This window comes from Dyadobacter sp. (assembly GCF_051859145.1).
In the GTDB taxonomy this organism is placed as follows: Bacteria; Bacteroidota; Bacteroidia; order Cytophagales; family Spirosomataceae; genus Dyadobacter.
Genome location: NZ_JBHYGF010000576.1, coordinates 2,808 through 21,161, shown reverse-complemented (window position 1 = coordinate 21,161; position 18,354 = coordinate 2,808). Strand labels below are relative to the sequence as shown.

12 protein-coding genes and 1 pseudogene are annotated in these 18,354 nt (G+C 46.5%); 4 read left to right on the top strand and 9 right to left on the bottom strand.

Going from position 1 to position 18,354, the window contains the following annotated elements; all coding sequences use genetic code 11:
* Positions 1-107 precede the first annotated feature (107 nt).
* The 3 genes from ACTIE6_RS24390 to ACTIE6_RS24380 form a co-directional block, all read right to left on the bottom strand.
* Positions 108-962, bottom strand: a complete 855-nt coding sequence (locus tag ACTIE6_RS24390; RefSeq protein WP_439559105.1) for a sugar phosphate isomerase/epimerase family protein — start codon at positions 960-962, stop codon at positions 108-110.
* Positions 963-1,140: 178 nt separating this feature from the next.
* Positions 1,141-2,517 (bottom strand): M16 family metallopeptidase, encoded by a 1,377-nt coding sequence (locus tag ACTIE6_RS24385; protein ID WP_439559104.1) that lies wholly within the window; start codon positions 2,515-2,517, stop codon positions 1,141-1,143.
* Between the two features lie 31 nt (positions 2,518-2,548).
* A complete protein-coding gene (locus ACTIE6_RS24380; RefSeq protein ID WP_439559103.1) occupies positions 2,549-3,871 on the bottom strand; it encodes a M16 family metallopeptidase in 1,323 nt (440 codons plus the stop codon).
* Positions 3,872-3,983: 112 nt separating this feature from the next.
* On the opposite strand from ACTIE6_RS24380, the gene ACTIE6_RS24375 reads away from it, so the two are divergent.
* Complete coding sequence (locus ACTIE6_RS24375; RefSeq protein ID WP_439559102.1) at positions 3,984-4,787, top strand: endonuclease/exonuclease/phosphatase family protein; 804 nt, start codon at positions 3,984-3,986, stop codon at positions 4,785-4,787.
* A gap of 2 nt (positions 4,788-4,789) precedes the next feature.
* Here the strand turns inward: ACTIE6_RS24375 and ACTIE6_RS24370 are convergent, their stop codons facing one another.
* Positions 4,790-6,493: a VRR-NUC domain-containing protein gene (locus tag ACTIE6_RS24370; protein ID WP_439559101.1), complete on the bottom strand. Its 1,704-nt coding sequence runs from the start codon at positions 6,491-6,493 to the stop codon at positions 4,790-4,792.
* A gap of 224 nt (positions 6,494-6,717) precedes the next feature.
* Here ACTIE6_RS24370 and ACTIE6_RS24365 point away from each other — a divergent pair, with 224 nt between their 5' ends.
* On the top strand, positions 6,718-7,908 hold the full coding sequence (locus ACTIE6_RS24365; RefSeq protein ID WP_439559100.1) for a phosphoglycerate kinase: 1,191 nt from the start codon (positions 6,718-6,720) through the stop codon (positions 7,906-7,908).
* Between the two features lie 117 nt (positions 7,909-8,025).
* Here ACTIE6_RS24365 and ACTIE6_RS24360 read toward each other — a convergent pair whose 3' ends face one another.
* Positions 8,026-10,479 (bottom strand): outer membrane beta-barrel protein, encoded by a 2,454-nt coding sequence (locus ACTIE6_RS24360; protein ID WP_439559099.1) that lies wholly within the window; start codon positions 10,477-10,479, stop codon positions 8,026-8,028.
* A gap of 287 nt (positions 10,480-10,766) precedes the next feature.
* On the opposite strand from ACTIE6_RS24360, the gene guaA reads away from it, so the two are divergent.
* Complete coding sequence (guaA, locus tag ACTIE6_RS24355) at positions 10,767-12,296, top strand: glutamine-hydrolyzing GMP synthase (RefSeq protein ID WP_439559098.1); 1,530 nt, start codon at positions 10,767-10,769, stop codon at positions 12,294-12,296.
* 56 nt (positions 12,297-12,352) lie between these two features.
* Here the strand turns inward: guaA and ACTIE6_RS24350 are convergent, their stop codons facing one another.
* Positions 12,353-12,517 (bottom strand): DUF1328 family protein, encoded by a 165-nt coding sequence (locus ACTIE6_RS24350; RefSeq protein ID WP_031526823.1) that lies wholly within the window; start codon positions 12,515-12,517, stop codon positions 12,353-12,355.
* 303 nt (positions 12,518-12,820) lie between these two features.
* Here ACTIE6_RS24350 and ACTIE6_RS24345 point away from each other — a divergent pair, with 303 nt between their 5' ends.
* Positions 12,821-14,683 carry a M1 family metallopeptidase gene (locus ACTIE6_RS24345; protein ID WP_439559097.1) on the top strand — a complete coding sequence of 621 codons (1,863 nt, stop codon included), beginning with the start codon at positions 12,821-12,823 and terminating at the stop codon, positions 14,681-14,683.
* Here the strand turns inward: ACTIE6_RS24345 and ACTIE6_RS24340 are convergent, their stop codons facing one another.
* The 3 genes and pseudogenes from ACTIE6_RS24340 to ACTIE6_RS24330 form a co-directional block, all read right to left on the bottom strand.
* On the bottom strand, positions 14,684-17,251 hold the full coding sequence (locus ACTIE6_RS24340) for a DUF5686 and carboxypeptidase regulatory-like domain-containing protein (RefSeq protein ID WP_439559096.1): 2,568 nt from the start codon (positions 17,249-17,251) through the stop codon (positions 14,684-14,686). It abuts the gene before it with no gap.
* A gap of 164 nt (positions 17,252-17,415) precedes the next feature.
* Positions 17,416-18,120: a DsbA family oxidoreductase gene (locus ACTIE6_RS24335; protein WP_439559095.1), complete on the bottom strand. Its 705-nt coding sequence runs from the start codon at positions 18,118-18,120 to the stop codon at positions 17,416-17,418.
* A 14-nt stretch (positions 18,121-18,134) separates the two neighbouring features.
* Positions 18,135-18,354, bottom strand: a pseudogene (locus ACTIE6_RS24330) (NAD(P)H-dependent oxidoreductase); the annotation flags it as partial.

Here is an 18,354-nt window from a genome sequence, read left to right as displayed (position 1 = left end):
CCTTCTCATTTCATTAATTTACCTACACCAATCTTATTTCCCTAATACATTGCTAATCTAAAGGAGCGCAGTCGAAGACCTCCCTTTCCTCCTTACTCCCTTCTAAATCACTCCTTAATAGAAGTAATATAAGCAATAGTCTGAGGTATCTGCTTCAAGTAGCTTGGACTTTCGTCTTCAATGAAATAATGTTTGATCCCAACTTTCTTGGCGGCTTTGAGTGTTGCGGGAATGTCTATCTGGCCGGTTCCTAATGCTACGTCGTTGGTAGTGGGAGTACCGCCGGAGAGGTTACCTACTACTCCTTTTTTCAGGTCTTTCAGGTGCATTAGTTTCCAGCGCGTTGGATATTTCAATAGCAACTTGGCTGGGTCCTGGCCTGGGAATGCTGTCCAGAGTACGTCCATTTCGAAGTTAACGTATTCAGGATTGGTGTTTTTGACGATGTAGTCAAACAGGGTACCATCTTCATAAGGCTCAAATTCGTAGCCGTGGTTGTGGTAAGTCAGCTCTATCCCTGCTTCTTTCAACTCCTTTCCTGCTTTGTTGAAGTCAGCTACTGCTTTTTTCGCAGTTTCGAGATCGAATTTTCCGTTATGAGGAATCCAGGCTACCATCACGTATTTGGCTCCCAGAGTTTTCGCATCCTTGATCGTCTGCGCTGTACTTTCGGCCAAAAGCTTGTAATCTGCACCGATCGAGACCATTTTGATGCCGCGCTTATCGAGCTGCTTGCGCAGTTCTTCGGTGGTCATACCCTTGATCGGCCCGCCTTCCATTTCAGTTACGCCCAGCGATTTAATGGTATCGAGCGTGGCTTCAATACCCTTCGGCCAGCTGCCGCGGAAAGTATAAGCCTGCAAGCCAATCGGGCTCGTATAAACCTTACCCTGCGCTAAAACCGCCTCCTGCCCCACCAAAGCAGCAGCAGCAAACAGACACGTTTTTAATAGTTTGTTCATTTTTTAATTATCAGTTAATGTGAAATTGTGCCTCGTGGCTTCGACCGCCCGGCGGCCCGGTGCGCTCAGCCTGACAAAGCCTGATTGCATCAGCGTCATAATCAAGCCTTGTCATGCTGAGCGCAGTCGAAGCACAAATGCACAATGCTACTAAAAGTAAATACCTCGTTCAATTATACTAAAACCCGTCAGCCTTAATCTGCTTCTCGGTAATATCTCCGTACTTCTTCACCTGATCGCGGATTTCGCTGGCTTTTCCGATGAGGACGAATTGCAGCTTGTCTTTCGGGAAGTAGGTATCGATAATTTCCTTCGCGCGGGCTGGCGTCAGGCCGTCGACTTTGGTTTGAAATGTGTTGATATAATTTTCGTCAAAACCATAAATGTGCATATCCGTAAGCAGCCGCGCAAGTGCTCCGGCTGACTCGAATGTAGGCGGGAAGCTGCCTTTTACATACGCTTTGGCAGATTTAAGTACCTCTTCGCTCAGGCCGGTTTTATGCAAACTATCCAGTACCTGCACCGCCATATCGATGGCCGGGACGGTTGTGGAGTTTTTGGTAAAAGTGAAAATGCTGAATGTACCTGCGAATTTATTGCGTGAAAACTGGCTTCTGGCACCGTAAGTCAAACCGGAATTCACCCGCAATGCATCGTTGAGCCAAGAGGTAAACCGGCCGCCGAGTACCGTATTTACCACCATAATTGGCACATAATCTGCTGAATTATAATCAACTCCCTTTCCGCCGATCATGAATGTGGTTTCTCGTGCGTCGGGCTTGTCAACCAGCAGCACGCGGCTTTTCTCAAATTCCAGGTCAGGCGCCACGCGTTTTACCATTCGGTAATCGGCCGTTTTCCACGAGCCAAAAAGGGCTGTGATTTTCTTCTTCATATCGGCAGTTTTGAAGTCACCTACTACTGCAATCGCGCCGCGGCCGGAAGTATAGTTGCTTTTGTAAAATGCACTGGCATCCTCAGCTGTCATCTTCGAGACACTCGCCTGCGTACCGTCGCCGGCAATCGCGTAAGGGAAATTGCCGAACAGGAACGCATTGTAGTAGTGGCCGATTACCGAGCGAGGACTTTCTTTTTGCTGCATCAACTGCACGAGCGTCCGCTGCTTGTATTTGTCAAATTCAGTTTTGTCAAAAACCGGATGCACCAATATCTGTTGAATGATATCCAGCAACTTATCCTGATCTTTTGTCGCAAAAGAAGAACTAATACCCGCCATATCCTTTGACGCGAATGCATTCAAAGTCGCGCCTACGAAGTCAGTTGCTTCTTCAATTTGCGGTTTCGTGTATTTTTCGGTACCGAAAAGTAATGCGTCTGAAGTCACGAGCGCCATCCCTGCGCGGTCGCCGTCGTTGATGGAACCTGCTTCAAAAACGGCAGATACATTGATCAATGGAACTTCGTGCTGCTCCATTAGGTAAACGGTCAGCCCGTTTTTCAGCTTGAACTTTTCGTAAGCCGGCAGCTTAAAATTGTTTTGTGCCGAGGCAGAAAGCGAAAGCAGCGCTGCCCACACAAATAGTATCTTTTTCATATCTGAATATTTATGAATGAATGTCAACGGGCTATTTTGATTTTTCAGGAAGCAGGTATCCCACTGTCCGGTTGCGGGAAGTGAAGTATTGGGCAGCAACCCGCTTGATATCTTCCACACCCACTTTTTTATACAAATCAGGCGCTTCAAACATCTTTTTGTAATCACCAAAAAACACATCGTAACTGCCCAGGCTGTTCGCTTTTCCATTGATCGTTTCCAGCGTGCGATAGAATTCCATCAACTTCTGGTTTTTCACTTTTTGAAGTTCCGTGTCAGTCACACCTTCTTTGATGATTTTGTCAATTTGCGCATCGATTGCTTTTTCAAGATCCGGCGCAGCTACATTGCCACCCGCTATTGCGTAGATCACAAAAAGGCTCGGGTCAAAGCTCTGGTCGGTGAAGCTCGATACGCTGGTAGCCAGGGTTGAGTCCATTACAAGCGACTTGGTAAGCCGGGAAGAGTTACCGGAAGTAAGCAGACTGCTCAGCAAATCGAGCGCGTAATAATCTTCGTGTTTGGTTTCCGGCACGTGATATGCCATTAAAATATTTGGCGTAGCAATGTCCTTGTATGCAGTAACCCTTCTTTCTCCATTCTGCGGCGGCTCCACAGTCCGGATTTTGGGAGGTAACCCGCGCGCCGGAATGGGCGCCATATACTGGTCAGCCAGCTTTTTCACCTGCTCCACCGTAATATCGCCCACAACCACAACGGTCGCATTGTTGGGCGAGTAGTAGGTTTTGAAATAATTTTCGAGGTCTTCCTGCGTCCAGCTCTTGATATCAGACTCAAACCCGATCACCGGAAACATATACGGATGTTCCTGAAAAGCGACGGATTGCACCAGCTCGCCGATCATGCGGTAATTGCTGTTTTCCAAACCGGTACTGCGTTCGGAAAGTACCACACCCCGCTCGCTCTCCACCATTTTCGGATCAATGGACAGGCTGGCAATGCGGTCAGCTTCCAGTTTGAAAATTGGCTCCAATGCATCTTTCTGGAACCAGTCGGTGTATACCGTCACATTTTCGGTGGTATATGCATTGTTAGAGCCGCCGTTTGCTTCCATAAAACGGTCGAATTCTTTTGGCCCAAAATTCCTGGAACCGTTGAACATCATGTGCTCGAAAAAGTGGGAGAGTCCGGTAATACCGTGCACCTCGTTGCGCGAGCCGACTTTCCAGAAAAGGTACATGTTGGCATTTGGAATGGAATGGTCTTCCAAAACGAGGAACTTCATTCCGTTGGCTAATGCGAAAGTTTTCACATCTCCCGGTTTTGTCTGCGCAAATGCATTGCCCAGGCCTGCTGATACGGCCACTAGCAGCAGTAGTAATTTTAGCCTCATAAAAATGGGTGGTTAATGATTTCGTAATGATAATGAAAATTAAAAAGCTGGCGCGGAAAAAATCTAAACGCTTATTTTTGGCAGTTGAATAATCCTAAACCAACCGATTTTTATGAAAAACGTTTTCCGCGTCCTGCTTATTCTTGTGGGATTTGCTACCCTGGCGGGCTTTTCAAAAGAGTATTCCGAAGTGCTGCGCAAAGACCAGCGCTTCAAAGTAATGACCTACAATATTCACCACGCCAATCCGCCTTCTGCCGGGACCAAGATCGATATTGAAGCAATTGCGAAGGTGATTAATGCAGAAAAACCTGATTTTGTGGCTTTGCAGGAAGTGGATGTAAATACCGAAAGATCCGGAAAAGGAAAAAACCAGGCGCAGCAGCTTGCCGCGCTCACTGGAATGAAATTCTATTTCTCAAAAGCGATCGACCACGGCGGCGGCGATTATGGTGTGGCTGTTTTATCAAAATTCCCGATTGTTGATTCGGTGAAATATGCATTGCCGATCCACGCGGAGCTGAAAGAGGAAGACCGGACCGTGGCCGCAATTACAGTTACATTACCAAATACGAAGAAGCTGATTTTCGGGAGCACTCACCTGGGTTTGAAAGAGCCTAACCGCGTGTTGCAGGCTGAAACCATTATCAATCATTTTGGTAAAACAGAGCTGCCGATGATCCTGGCGGGCGACTTCAATGCAGTGCCCGAAAGCAAAGTAATCGCCTATCTCGACCAGCATTTTAAAAGAACCTGCACCGATTGCGGTTTCACGATCCCGGTAGAGAAGCCGAACAAGACAATTGATTTTATTATGTACAAATCCGAAAACCTGAAAGCGTCAAACACGAAGGTTATTGATGAAAAGTATGCTTCCGATCACTTGCCGGTTGTCGCTGATTTTATTTTGAAATAACCTTAATCCCGCAGCCAGTTTACGCGCACAATGCGGCTGCTTACTTCGTGCTCGGCAAAGAAATGCTGCCAGTGCAGCTGCCGCGATGAAAGGTGGTCAGTCGGGGATTTGATCTCGATAAATGCATATTCGGTTTCGTTCCAGACCAGCAAGTCGGGAAAGCCGCGGGTATTTTCGCGGAGGTTCAATGCGATTTCCATCATCACCGCACGGATCTTTTCGGGTGAAACCAGCGAAGTGAGCGTCAATACCTTTTCCAGCGCGCCTTCGTACCAGGGTACCAGCACATTGGTAATGCCGAATTTGTCCTGAAATGTCTGACTGACCAGCTCGTCGATGATCTCGCGCGAGCTGGCGGCTTCCAGTCTTTCCTTCAACTGCGCCGATCTTTTGAAATAAAAATCGGGCAAAAAGAAGTCGGACGGAATGCGTTGCAACGGGTTATGGATCGTCTGCACATTGGTATCGTAAATTATATCCCAGAAAAGCAGACCGAACAAGGCGCGCCAGGGTTCATTTTCGCTGAAAAATGCATTGTAACCCTGCGCACGGTAATATTCCAGCGCGCCGTATTCCACATTGAAACGGAATGTAATAGGTACCTCAATCGCGGTCGCATCTTTGAGCGCCTGGGTAGTCCGCTTCACGCGCTTGCTCTTTTTGTTCCGGATCTTTTCCTGGAAATCCAGACTGAAATAGCGTTCATCTGCATTCTGCGGGCTTTCTGCAATTTCTTCACAAAGCGCCAAAGCTTCTTCCACCTCGCCCAGGTTATACAGCAGCCGCACTCGCCGCTCGCGGGCGGGCGCATCGTTGGTAAGTTGATAAATAATCAGCGCTTGCGAAAGCATTTTTTTGCGTTCGAGCCACGCGCCTATTCTCAATATCAGGGAATTGAATGAAGGTAAAGATTTCGGTGCCAGGCCTGTTCCATTGCCTGCGTACCAGTTCATAAACCAATCGTAAACTTCCTCGGGCGGCAATGCATTTTTGATCACGTCGAAAGTTTCCTTCATCAACGAAACCGTGAGGGTATCGTCAACTTCCTTTCTCGTTTCAAACTGAATGGAGAGAAACTGTTCGTCGAAAGACTGAAAACGCACGTGGCCCAGATCGCGGATCACGAACTCGGTCATATCTGCATGCCGGTTCCCGAAAAACAGGAATTTCATCAGCATTACCTCGGCTTCAAAGGTCACTTTTACCACCGGCTCAGTTTCGGTGATAATCTCGCACAGGGTTTTGAAATCGTAATCATGCATTAGCCAGCGGACCAGATCGGGCTTTTTGATACTTTTAGCGGGCATTACATCAGGTTCGAGCAGTTTGGTAAAATGCAGGTGCTCTGGTTTGGTAAACAGTTCCATGATTTCACCGAAACGCGGTTCGTGGGCGTCGCAGATGGATTCTATAAAACCGTTCTCGTGCAGTTCTTCGAGTACAGCCGGCAAGTCGGTGATCTCGGAATAGGAGAGGCTTTTTACACGAAAAAACGATTTGCTGCGGTTGCTGAAACGGATGAAAAGGCATTGTGCATCCTCAGAAAGCCGGTCATAAGTTTCCAGGAAACCCAATTCTTTTTCATTCAGCAAATGCGCATACCGCTTCCTGACAAATTCCAGAACGTAACTGAAATAATCGTGGTAGTACTTGGGGGGAAGGTCAACTGGAAATCCGTTTTTCTCTGCAATTTGATCCGAAGGCACGTCTATCTAAGCGGGATTTTCTAATTCAATGGAAGTATAAAGTTAAGGCAAGATTTTAAAAGATGGGAGGATATTAAAATTTTGTTAAGTTGAGAATTTTTAGAAAAATGCAGAGTTAAAATTGCATTATACCTATTTAAAAACTTGTGAATTCTCGCTATTATAGTATATAATTAAGAAATTGGATTACATTTGTTATCTATGGAAAACAATTTTTACCGCCCATGACTACATTAGATTCTTATGATTTCTCAGGGAAAAAAGCCCTGGTACGCGTGGATTTTAACGTCCCGCTTAATGACAAATTTGAAATCACGGACGATACCCGTATCCGTGCTACAATTCCCACAATCAGTAAGATTCTCAACGACGGAGGTGCCGTTATTTTGATGTCGCACCTGGGCCGCCCCAAAGACGGACCGACAGAAAAGTACTCTCTTAAACACCTGGTGAACCCGCTGTCACTGATACTTGGCAAAACCGTGAAGTTTGCCGACGATTGTATCGGTGAAAGCGCAACCGAACTGTCGGCCGCATTGCAGCCGGGAGAAGTGCTCTTGCTGGAAAACCTTCGTTTTTACAAGGAAGAAGAAAAAGGTAACGAGGAGTTCGCAGAAAAGCTTTCGAAGCTGGGCGATGTGTGGGTAATGGACGCATTCGGAACGGCGCACCGCGCGCACGCTTCCACGGCGGTGATCGGTAAGTTTTTCACCGACAAGGTTTGCGGTTATGTGATGCAGGCTGAGCTCGACAATGCTGAGAGATTGCTGGAACACTCTGAAAGACCATTTACCGCAATTATGGGCGGCGCGAAGATTTCTGATAAGATCCTCATTATCGAGCGTTTGATCGACAAAGTGGATAACCTGATCATCGGCGGCGGAATGTCGTATACATTCTCAAAAGCACAAGGTGGCAGCATCGGAAAGTCGCTTCTGGAAGCAGATAAGCAGGATCTTACACTGGAACTGGTTCAGAAAGCAAAAGATAAAGGTGTAAACCTGATCCTTCCTGTCGATACCGTAATTGCCGATAATTTTGCCAACGACGCGGACCGTAAAGTAGTACCAGCCGGCGAAATCCCTGACGAATGGGAAGGTCTGGACATTGGTCCTGAAACAGCGAAGATTTTTGCAGAAATCATCAAGAATTCCAAAACAGTACTTTGGAACGGACCAATGGGCGTTTTTGAATTCCCGAACTTCGCAAAAGGTACCAATGCAATTGCCGAGGCAGTAGTAGCAGTAACCGAAGAAAACGATGCATTTTCATTGATCGGCGGTGGCGACTCTGCTTCTGCGATCAACAATGCAGGTTATGGTGACCGCGTGAGCTACGTTTCAACCGGCGGCGGTGCATTGCTTGAATATATGGAAGGCAAAGTACTTCCCGGCGTTGCAGCACTGGAAGCTTAGTCTTTTAAAACATAGATTAGTTAAAAAAGAAATCCATCCCGCAAGTTGCGAGATGGATTTTCTGCATAACAAACCTAACTAATTTATGAATACTGGTCTTATGACCGGGATTCCTCTCTAACTTCCGCCATTTGCGCGTTTCTGCAGATCATCCGATCCCGTATTACGCTGGCGGGCACCTTTTACATTTTGGTTACCAAAATTGTAGGTGAATGTGAGCCTGAACTGGCGGCTCGGCCATTGTGATTTCACGAAGAAATCAATATCCTTGTACACTGCTCTTCCGCGGAACCTGTTGGTCCAGAATATGTCGTTGACATTCAGGCGGATCGTGCCTTTTTTGTTCCAGATATTTTTCTGTAAACCCGCATTCAGCATCCCCATCGGCTTCGCCTGATATAATCCGTAGAATGCGCGGCTGTTGTACCAGCCTGAAATCTCGCCCGACCAGGTTTTTGAAATCGTAAACTGGTTGGCAGCGTACATATTCCAGCTCGCCTGACTGATCACCAGCTTTTCTTCCAGGTATACTGAGTTATAGTGGTTATATACCCCGGTGAAGTTGGTCTGTATGTTCCACCATTTGGCTACTTTGATAGGAAATGAGACTGTGAGGCTAAGATTGTCCTGGTTGTCCAGGTTGTCGGAAGTTACAAAAGTCTTGTTCTCTGAGGCGATTTGCTGCGGCAGCTCGTCGGCGATCATATCCTTGATCCGGCTGTAAGCCAGCGTCGTATTCAGGAAGCTTTTGTAAACGTGAACAAGCTGGAAGGAGTTGGTATACTGTGGTTTAAGGTTTGGATTTCCTTTTTGGAAAGTAAATGGATCAAGGTAAAATTCGAATGGATTAAGCGACTGGTAGTTGGGTCTGTCGATCCGGCGGCTGTATGAAATGTTCAGTACGTTGTTTGTATCGAGCTGGTTGGACAGGAACACACTTGGGAAGAAGTTAATGTAATTCCGGTCGCGTTTTTGGTTCAAAGTCACCGAATTACCAATTGAGTGCGTATGCTCTCCGCGCAGACCAAGCTGGTATTTCATCTTTTTGGTCAGGCTGCCGCTGTAATTCAGGTAAGCTGCATTGACATTCTCCGTGTATTTAAACCGGTTGGAGCGGGTAGGGTCGAGTACCCATTCATCCGCTTTGGTTTCAAAAACCATATCATTGTCAGAAGCCACGTAGCTGGATTTCAAGCCTGTTTCAAACTTGCCTTTCCAGAGCGGCTGCGCGTAGTCCAGTTTTGCCACGCCGATGTTAATGTCCGAAGGCATATTGTTGCGGACTGTTTCTGGACTTCCATCTTCTGCGCCGGTTGGCAGGTAATAGCGGGTATCCAGGTTGCTGGTGCGGTCGCCGCCATATCTTACATAATCCACATCAAAAGTCAGCTCTTTGCCTTTGTCGTTAAACTGGTGTTTAAAGTTGAGGTTGGTACTGATATTGTTCTGGGTACCACCATTGAAAACATTGGTACGAAAAGTGCGCTGCAAGCTCAGGTCTTCATTAAGAATGCGGGTATTGGTTTGTCCGAAAGGATTGCTGAACTCGCTGTAAAAACCTGAAACCAGGATACCAAACGTGCTTTTTTCAGTTGCAAAATAATCGATACCGGCGCGCACATTGTAGTATTCAGATTTGTTGGTCCGCTCGGTGCGCTGATCGAAGATGGTTACTTTACCTTCGAAAGGAATGGTGCGGTAAATGTCGTTATTGTTAAAACCTTTGTTCAAAAATGCGCCGCCGCTGATAAAGGAGCTCAGTTTACCCGCTCTGTGATTGATAGTTGCAGTAGCATTCCCCCGTCCGTATTTCGCCCAGGCAGCGCCAAGGTTGATATTTCCATTGGCACCGTAATTCTTGTTGCGCTTCATTTTGATGTTGATGATCCCGGAGTTACCTGCTGCATCGTATTTCGCAGACGGATTGGTGATCAGCTCAATCTTTTCTATGTTGTCGCTGGGGGTGTTGCGTAATAATGTAATCAGCTCCTGCTGGGACAAAAAAGTTTGTTTTCCGTCAATCTGCACGATTACACCTTCTTTACCGCGCAGTTTCAGCTGCTCATTTTGCTGATCAACCGTCACGCCTGGCGCTCTTTCAAGTACTTCCAATGCAGTTGCGCCGGCTGAAACAATGCTGTTTTCCACATTCACAACCGTGCGGTCGATCTCCTGTTCGATAAAAGGTTTTTTCGCTACAACAGTAACCTCGTTCAGCGCTTTTACATCTGTTTTGAGATTAAATGCGGGAAGTGCGACGACATTATTGTCGACTGTAAATGACTGGCTGTAATTTTTTTGGTAACCAACCATGGAGACCAGGGCGATATAGTTGCCGTTTAAAACCTGTTCAAATTGAAACTTGCCATTTTCATCCGCAGCAAGTCCCTTTACGAGTGTAGAGTCTTTGGCTTGGAGCAGGAGTACATTCACGAATGGGAATGCCTGGGACTTTTCGTCGAGAACGGATCCGGAAACTTTGCCGCTGCCCGGCACACTTGCCGAAGATTGGGCGAACGCAGCATTTCCGATCAGTAGCAGTGCTACAGTTAGGTTTAGTAAGAATTTCATGGCTAATAAATTATGGTCAATGTATCAGGGGTGAATCGCTGAGTACATTGCAAATGTAAGTACTTGGTATAACATAGAACCTTAGATTACATAAGTGGTTTTAATGTTATATAAGCGGAAGTGTGTGGCTGAATTTCGTTTGATAGATACAAAAGGAGTAAAGAATGTTGCATTTCGACCAAAAAAAAGTTTGAATGGTCAAATAGCGCCACGAGCGAGGCGGTGTGTTTTTGTTTTTTTGATTTCGGTCAATCTGCCTACCTTTACATTTTAGATAGCATATATATATGACTGAACAAATTCTGATCTTAGATTTTGGTTCACAGTATACTCAGTTAATCGCGCGACGTGTTCGTGAGCTAAATGTTTATTGTGAAATCCACCCTTTTAACAATTACCCCGAATTAACTCCAAATATCAAAGGTGTCATTCTCTCAGGAAGCCCTTGCTCCGTTCGGGACGTTGATTCTCCAAGAATAGATCTTGACAAATTCCGCAAAGTAGTGCCGGTACTCGGCGTTTGCTATGGTGCGCAGTTGCTGGCCCAAGAGCTGGGCGGCGATGTGAAACCGTCGCAGCACCGCGAATACGGCCGTGCGAAATTGGGTATTGATGATAACGATTCTTCTTTGCTGGCCGGTTTGTCCGAATCTTCACAGGTTTGGATGTCGCACGGTGATACCATTGTTCGCGCACCTGAAAACTTCCATGTGATTGCTTCTACCGAATCGGTTAAAGTAGCTGCATTCAAGATTGAAGATGAGCTGACTTACGGAATACAGTTTCACCCGGAAGTAACCCACACAACAGAAGGGAAGAAGCTGATGCACAACTTTGTAACCAACATTTGCGGTTGCAAGCAGGACTGGACTTCCGAATCATTTGTAGAGCAGACTGTTGCCCAGCTGCGCAAAAAACTGGGAGACGATAAAGTGGTAATGGCGCTTTCCGGCGGTGTGGATTCAACTGTTGCGGCTACATTGGTGCACCAGGCGATTGGTAAAAACCTGTATTGTATTTTCGTAGATAATGGACTTTTAAGAAAAGACGAATTCGCCGAAGTACTGCATTCTTACCAGGATATGGGGTTGAATATCAAAGGTGTTGATTCAAAATCGCACTTTTATCAGCTGCTATCCGGATTGAGCGAGCCGGAAGCGAAGCGGAAAGCAATAGGAAAAGCATTCATTGATATTTTCGATCAGGAAGCACATTTGATTGAGGAAGTGAAATGGCTGGGTCAGGGTACTATTTATCCTGATGTGATCGAGTCTGTTTCGATTAAAGGACCTTCGGCTACGATCAAATCACACCACAATGTGGGTGGGTTGCCTGATTTCATGAAGCTCAAAGTGGTAGAGCCGCTGAATACCTTGTTTAAAGATGAGGTAAGAGCAGTAGGTCGCACTTTGGGAATTGATGATAAAATTTTAAGCCGCCACCCATTCCCTGGGCCAGGGCTCGCGATCCGTATTCTGGGTGAGATAACTCCTGAAAAAATAGCGATACTGCAGGAAGTAGACGCGATTTTCATTGGCGGGCTGCGGAAATGGGATTTGTATAAAGAAGTCTGGCAGGCAGGCGCAATGCTTTTGCCGGTTCAGAGTGTGGGTGTAATGGGTGATGAGCGGACTTATGAAAGTGTAGTTGCCTTGCGCGCAGTAACTTCTGTGGACGGAATGACAGCCGACTGGGCGCATTTGCCTTACGAGTTCCTTGCCGAAGTTTCCAATGATATTATCAATCGCGTAAAAGGCGTGAACCGCGTCGTTTACGATATATCTTCCAAACCGCCGGCAACGATCGAATGGGAATAAGCTAAAATGAAAAAAGCGGCCTGAGACCGCTTTTTTCATTTTTTTATCTGCGTAAATCAGGATCGCCCGACTCCGCGACTTAGTAAACTTAATACAAACAGTACAAGGAATACGAAGAAAAGAATCTTAGCGATTCCGGCTGCACCAGCTGCTATTCCGCCAAATCCAAGAACACCGGCTATAATAGCTACAATCAGAAATATTACGGTCCATTTAAGCATAATTGACAAAGTGTTTAGTTTTCTAATATCTATGCTTAACTATTTACCAATTATGTGCCAAAAGTTTTAAGACTGTAAAAAACGGCTAAATCGACGATTCAGCCATTCTGAGCGGCATTTACTACGCTTTGTTGTAGAGAATGATGCCCAGAATAAGGAGGAAAGTTCATTTTTTATACAGTTTCATAGCGTTTTAATTATAACTGCAACAAGCATATCCGGGTTGTTCCAAAATTCAAATCGGGTAAAAACGTTATTTTGATTAAACCAAGTAATTCACAACCTGCTAATTAATTATTTATAATGAAATTCAAAGTATTGCTGCTGCTTGTCATTCCGGTGATCACAAAAGTTTCAGCACAAAGCGATCGCTGGCAGCAACGCGCCAAGTATCAGATGGAAGTCGATTTTGACGATACCAAACACCAATATAAAGGCACCCAAAAGCTGGTTTACAGCAACAATTCACCGGATACCCTGCACAAGGTCTTTTATCATTTATACCTGAACGCATTCCAGCCCGGAAGCCAGATGGACGTGCGGTCGAGAACGATCAGCGATCCTGATGCTCGGGTGAAAGACCGGATCTCGAAACTATCACCTTCCGAAATCGGCTACGAAAAAGTGCTTTCCTTGAAGCATAATGGGAAGGCTGTGAAGTACGAGGTAGTCGGGACAATTCTGGAAGTAACATTGAACGAGAAGATCCTGCCGAAGTCGCAGCATACTTTCGACATGGAATTTGAGGCGCAGGTACCCCTGCAAATCAGAAGAACCGGTCGCGACAACCGCGAAGGTATCGACTATTCCATGGCGCAGTGGTATCCTAAAATGAGTGAATATGATTACGAAGGCTGGCATTCCAATCCTTACATTGCCCGCGAGTTTTATGGTATCTGGGGGGATTTTGATGTAAAAATCAAAATGGATGCAGCTTACACAATTGCTGCGACAGGTTACCTTCAAAATCCTGACAGAATCGGCCACGGTTATTCACAAACACAGGTAACCCACAAACCCGGCGAGAAGCTGACCTGGCATTTCATCGCACCCGAAGTGCACGATTTTATGTGGGCGGCCGACAGGAACTACAAGCATGACGTAGTGAAAGTGGACGACAAGCTTGATCTGCACTTTTTCTACCAGCCGGAAACAGATTCCATTGCCAAAGCCTGGAAAGATTTGCAGCCGCTGGCAGTACGCTGTTTTCAGATTATGAATGAGAAATTTGGCCGGTATCCTTACAAACAATACTCGGTAATCCAGGGAGGTGACGGTGGAATGGAATATCCGATGGGTACATTGATTCTGGGTAGACAAAAGCTGCCTGGTTTGGTAGGTGTAACCGTGCACGAATCCATTCACAGCTGGTTTCAGATGATTTTGGGAACCAACGAATCCAAATACGCCTGGATGGATGAAGGTTTTACAACTTATGCAGAGAACCTGGTAATGGCGGAGCTTTCTCCCTCCCGGAATGATCCCCACAGAGGTAGTACCGCAAGTTACAGGAGCCTGGCGAAATCGGGATTGGAAGAGCCGCTTACCACGCATTCAGACCATTATAATACCAACCGCGCTTACTCGATCGGCGCTTACTCAAAAGGATCTGTATTCCTGAACCAGCTTGGTTACATCATCGGAAAGGACAAGCTCGCGAGCGGGATGAAGCGGTATTTCAATGAATGGAAATTCAAACACCCAAATCCGACCGATTTGAAACGGATTATGGAAAAAGAATCAGGTTTGGAACTGGACTGGTACGTGGAGGACTTTGTAGGTACTACCAAAACCATTGATTACAGTATTAAAGAAGTAGTTCCGAATGCAGGAAGAACAGATATTGTAATTGAGAGAATCGGCCAAATGCCAATGCCGCTGGATATCGTGGTAAGCTACAAAGACGGAACGCAGGAGAATTTTTACATTCCCTTGGAAATTATGCGGGGTGAGAAGGATGAGAAATTATATGCAAAAACCACTCTGCTGCCCGACTGGGGCTGGACTTATCCCGAGTACAGCTTCTCAATCAATCGCAACCCGACAGATATTTCGCTGATCGTGATTGACCCGAGTATGAGAATGGCGGATATCAATCCTGACAACAACATTTATCCATTGTTACCGAAGGAAACGCCGCGCTTTAAGGCGCCTGCTGGTAAATAATTACCTGCCAATGCGAATGGAAGTGCCGAAGCGCCAGCCCATTCCCTGGAATTTGGTGCCGTGAAACTGGGCCACAGCTTCCAGTCGCAGCACCCGCAGGATATCATCAATTCCATACACGATTTCCGAATAGTTGCGGATCGTCGGTACGCTCAGATAATGCAATTGCAAAGTCTCAGAGATGCCGGTGGTCCGCAACGCTTCTATCCGGGTAATCACAAACCTTTGTGTGCTGAATGTAGCATGCGCCTGGAAGAAGCGGCTTGCGGTACTGTATTGATAGTATGGCAGCATTCTGAACTGGTCGGGTGGGTAGGCGTACTGGAAGAAAAACTCATTGCCCATAAAGTGCCGGTAGTCGGGAAAGTACATTTTGTTTTTGCTCAAAAACCCACCTCCGTTTACAAAATATTCCAGGCTGCTTCTTGGACCGAGGTTCAGGTTTTGCCTGATCGTTCCCTGCAACAGCGAGTAGTCGACATCACCGGCGAATGCAAGCCCGCTTTTATAGTTTACAATAAACGAAGGTCCGCGACTTCTCAGGTAACGTTTTTCACCATTTCTGATCAGGTACCTGCGCCAGGGACGGATGGTTGCGGTCAAATCGAGGATTGTTGCATTGTGAATGGGGAATCCGGTATTCGCCAGTTCTTTATTGTCCGGACGGTTGGAGGTATAACTGTATTTGTTCCAGAAAAATATTGGACGCGCACTTTCCTGATTGAAAAGCTCTTTCCGATGCTCAAATTCCAGACCTGCATTCAGCGTAACAACGTCAGCAATGTTTTTGAGTGAAAACTCCATTCTGCCAAACTGTTTTTGGTAAAGCTTCATGAAGTTCCGGTCAAAGAACCGGGCAGCCATACTATTGGGCAGTGGCGGGATCGGGTTTTCATTATTGATCTGGCTCGCCATTTCCCCGCCTGATAAAAGCAGGTTCCATTTGTTGTTGCCGATATTCGTTTCCAGGTTTCCATAAACCCGCTTTCTGCCAAAAGAATACCTGATTAATGGGCGCACATTGAAATAAGAAGACTTGCCCCAGCGCTTGGTCCATTCGGTGATCAGGTTCACAGAGTTACCTTCCACCGTATTATAGCTGATCGCCCAGATCGGACTTTTGAAATAGAATGTAGTCCGGTTACCCAATGCATAACTATTCCCTGTGGCAAGGTGCATTGGTTTGAAATAAAGTGAATCGGGCCGCTTTTTGACACCCAAAGAATCTTTGATAACCTTAATGCTATCCTGCATTTTGTAGCTCGAAACCTCGGATTTGGTCAGCGGGATCGGGCGCAGTGCCTGCCAGTAAGTAGTGTCCCGCTTATTGGCCATTGAGTCGATTACAATGGAGTCTGAGCGAACCAACCGGTCATCGCTGATCGCGACCTTCTTTTCTTTTTTCTGTTCCTTTTCGTACTGTTTTGTCAGTTTACGAAAGTTTTTGGTCGAAAATTCCTTTTGTTCCTGGATCAGATTATCCAGGTTTTTTGTCTTGCCGGCAACTTCCTTTTCCGGCGCGTTTTTATGATCATTGATTACAATATCCTCCTTCAAGCCCGGATCCACGTCGAGCTTCTGGTAGGTCAGTGAAACCAGGTATTTGAATTCACCTGCAAAGCCGAGGTAACTTCCTGTGAGCCGGAAATGTTGGTTAACCGGTATCCACACATTCTGAATGGGACTGAAAAGCTGTTTTGCAGAAATTTCCAGCCCGCTCGTGGTAGTCTGCAAATCGTAGCTGTGAATTGCCCAGCGATCTTCCAGGATAAAGAGACTGCCTTTGAAAACACCTTCTCCGTAAGCTTTCGGCACTACTTTGATTTTATTAACAAGCTGCCCCCGCTCTTCAAAATAGCCTTCGTATTCAAATTTATAATATGAAAATGCTTTGGGCGAAAGCGGCGAGATGGTACCTGCAATTTCGGGACTGTATAAACTTGCGAGAATGTAATCGTTGGGGGAGGGGATGCTGTTGTCGAGGCTGTTGCGTGTAGAAACAATGCGCTGGCTGTAACTGTTGGGCCGCCGGTATTTAATCTCGGCCACACTCTCATTGATGAATGCTTTTCCTTCCTGGATACCCTCTTTTTTCAATCGCTTTTCCAGCAGATAAGGGATTTTGGTGGGCAGCGCGGTGCTTCTTGAATAAACTTTGGCTGTATAGCCCCGCACCTGCAACTGGTGAAAACGCGCTTTTGCAATCGCGCGGCGCATGATGCTATACGCGGGGTCTTCTTTGGTTTTTCCTACCGTTGCTTCATTGAGATTAAGCGCCTGCTCTTCCAGGGTTACATTCAGCTCAACGAAATCGTCTGCGATCGTAACTGTTTTGGTTAAAGATTTGAAACCCAGAAACTGGAAGTTGATTTCGTAAGTCCCGGCGGGCAATGCAAACTCGTAGTCACCGTCTGCATTCGCCATCGTTCCATTGCTGTTTCCTTTAACTGCAATGCCCGCATAAGGCAGCGGTTCGCCAATTTTTGTACTGATTTTCCCCCGGATACCGCCCGCGTATGAAAATCCACAAAAGGCGGAAAACAATAATGAGAGCAATGCAAAACGCATAGTATTAGTGTAAAGTGCTGATAGAAACGGCGGATTTCTGATTATTGTGCAACTATTTTGCGCAAATAGCACAAAATAGCCCAATAACTAAACCCGTGTTCCTGACTTTACTACATAACCATACCAGCCCGCTTTATCCTTCGACCGCCTGCATTCGAAGGGGGTTAACAGTCCCCGTCGATATCGCAGGCTGCTCCGTCGCCAAATGCAACGAGTGGCTGGGGATTGGCTTTTTCCCATTCTCCGAAAGACTGCTGCAATGCACCCAGGAATGTTTCCGAAGGCTGCGCACCAGAAACAGCATACTTGCGGTCGAGCACAAAGAATGGTACACCGCGCGCACCAACCTGCTGTGCTTCATACACATCGCGCCGCACATCTTCGCTGAAACGGGTACCTTCAAGTACAGCTCTCAACTCCGCAGAGTCGAGGCCAATCGCGGTACCCAGTTCCACCAGTGTATCGTGGTCGGCGGTGTTTTTTCCGTCGGTGAAATAGGCTTTAAAAAGCTGCTCCTCTGCCGCATCGCCCAGTCCTTTCGTTTTGGCAAACTGTAAAAAACGGTGTGCGTCGAATGAATTTGCGAGCACAGCCTTGTCCATATTATATTCAAGTCCTACTTCGGCTGCCATATTGGTGACGTGATCGTTCACCTGACTTGCATACTCGGGCGTCCAGCCTTTTGTTTCGGCAAGATATTCGTTGATGCTTTTACCAGGCTCTGTTTTCATCTGCGGATTCAGCTGGAAGCTTTTCCATTCTACCTGGATCTTGTCGCGGTTTGGAAATTTTGCCAATGCATTTTCAAACTTTCTTTTCCCGATATAGCAAAACGGGCACATCACGTCACTCCATATTTCGACTTTCATAGTTCAAGCTTTTTCTAAACTGTAATAAAAAAATCCTCGTGCGGTCTTCTGACCTTTTTGGCCCCGGCCAGCGGATCTTTTTCACTATCACGGAAGCCGAGTGTCATGATTACAACACTGCGGAGCCCTTTTTCATTCAAGCCCAAAATCTCGTCGAGCTTTTGCGCATCGAAACCTTCCATAGGCGTTGCATCTACCTGCTCCACAGCGGCGGCTACCAGCGCGTGACCCAGT

Bases quoted from the DNA above. Each gene is read 5' to 3' on its own strand.
- ACTIE6_RS24390 (WP_439559105.1), bottom strand. From the start codon at position 962: ATGAACAAACTATTAAAAACGTGTCTGTTTGCTGCTGCTGCTTTGGTG.
- ACTIE6_RS24360 (WP_439559099.1), bottom strand. From the start codon at position 10,479: ATGAAATTCTTACTAAACCTAACTGTAGCACTGCTACTGATCGGAAAT.
- ACTIE6_RS24365 (WP_439559100.1), top strand. From the start codon at position 6,718: ATGACTACATTAGATTCTTATGATTTCTCAGGGAAAAAAGCCCTGGTA.
- ACTIE6_RS24380 (WP_439559103.1), bottom strand. From the start codon at position 3,871: ATGAGGCTAAAATTACTACTGCTGCTAGTGGCCGTATCAGCAGGCCTG.
- ACTIE6_RS24335 (WP_439559095.1), bottom strand. From the start codon at position 18,120: ATGAAAGTCGAAATATGGAGTGACGTGATGTGCCCGTTTTGCTATATC.
- ACTIE6_RS24350 (WP_031526823.1), bottom strand. From the start codon at position 12,517: ATGCTTAAATGGACCGTAATATTTCTGATTGTAGCTATTATAGCCGGT.
- ACTIE6_RS24385 (WP_439559104.1), bottom strand. From the start codon at position 2,517: ATGAAAAAGATACTATTTGTGTGGGCAGCGCTGCTTTCGCTTTCTGCC.
- ACTIE6_RS24345 (WP_439559097.1), top strand. From the start codon at position 12,821: ATGAAATTCAAAGTATTGCTGCTGCTTGTCATTCCGGTGATCACAAAA.
- ACTIE6_RS24375 (WP_439559102.1), top strand. From the start codon at position 3,984: ATGAAAAACGTTTTCCGCGTCCTGCTTATTCTTGTGGGATTTGCTACC.
- ACTIE6_RS24340 (WP_439559096.1), bottom strand. From the start codon at position 17,251: ATGCGTTTTGCATTGCTCTCATTATTGTTTTCCGCCTTTTGTGGATTT.
- guaA (WP_439559098.1), top strand. From the start codon at position 10,767: ATGACTGAACAAATTCTGATCTTAGATTTTGGTTCACAGTATACTCAG.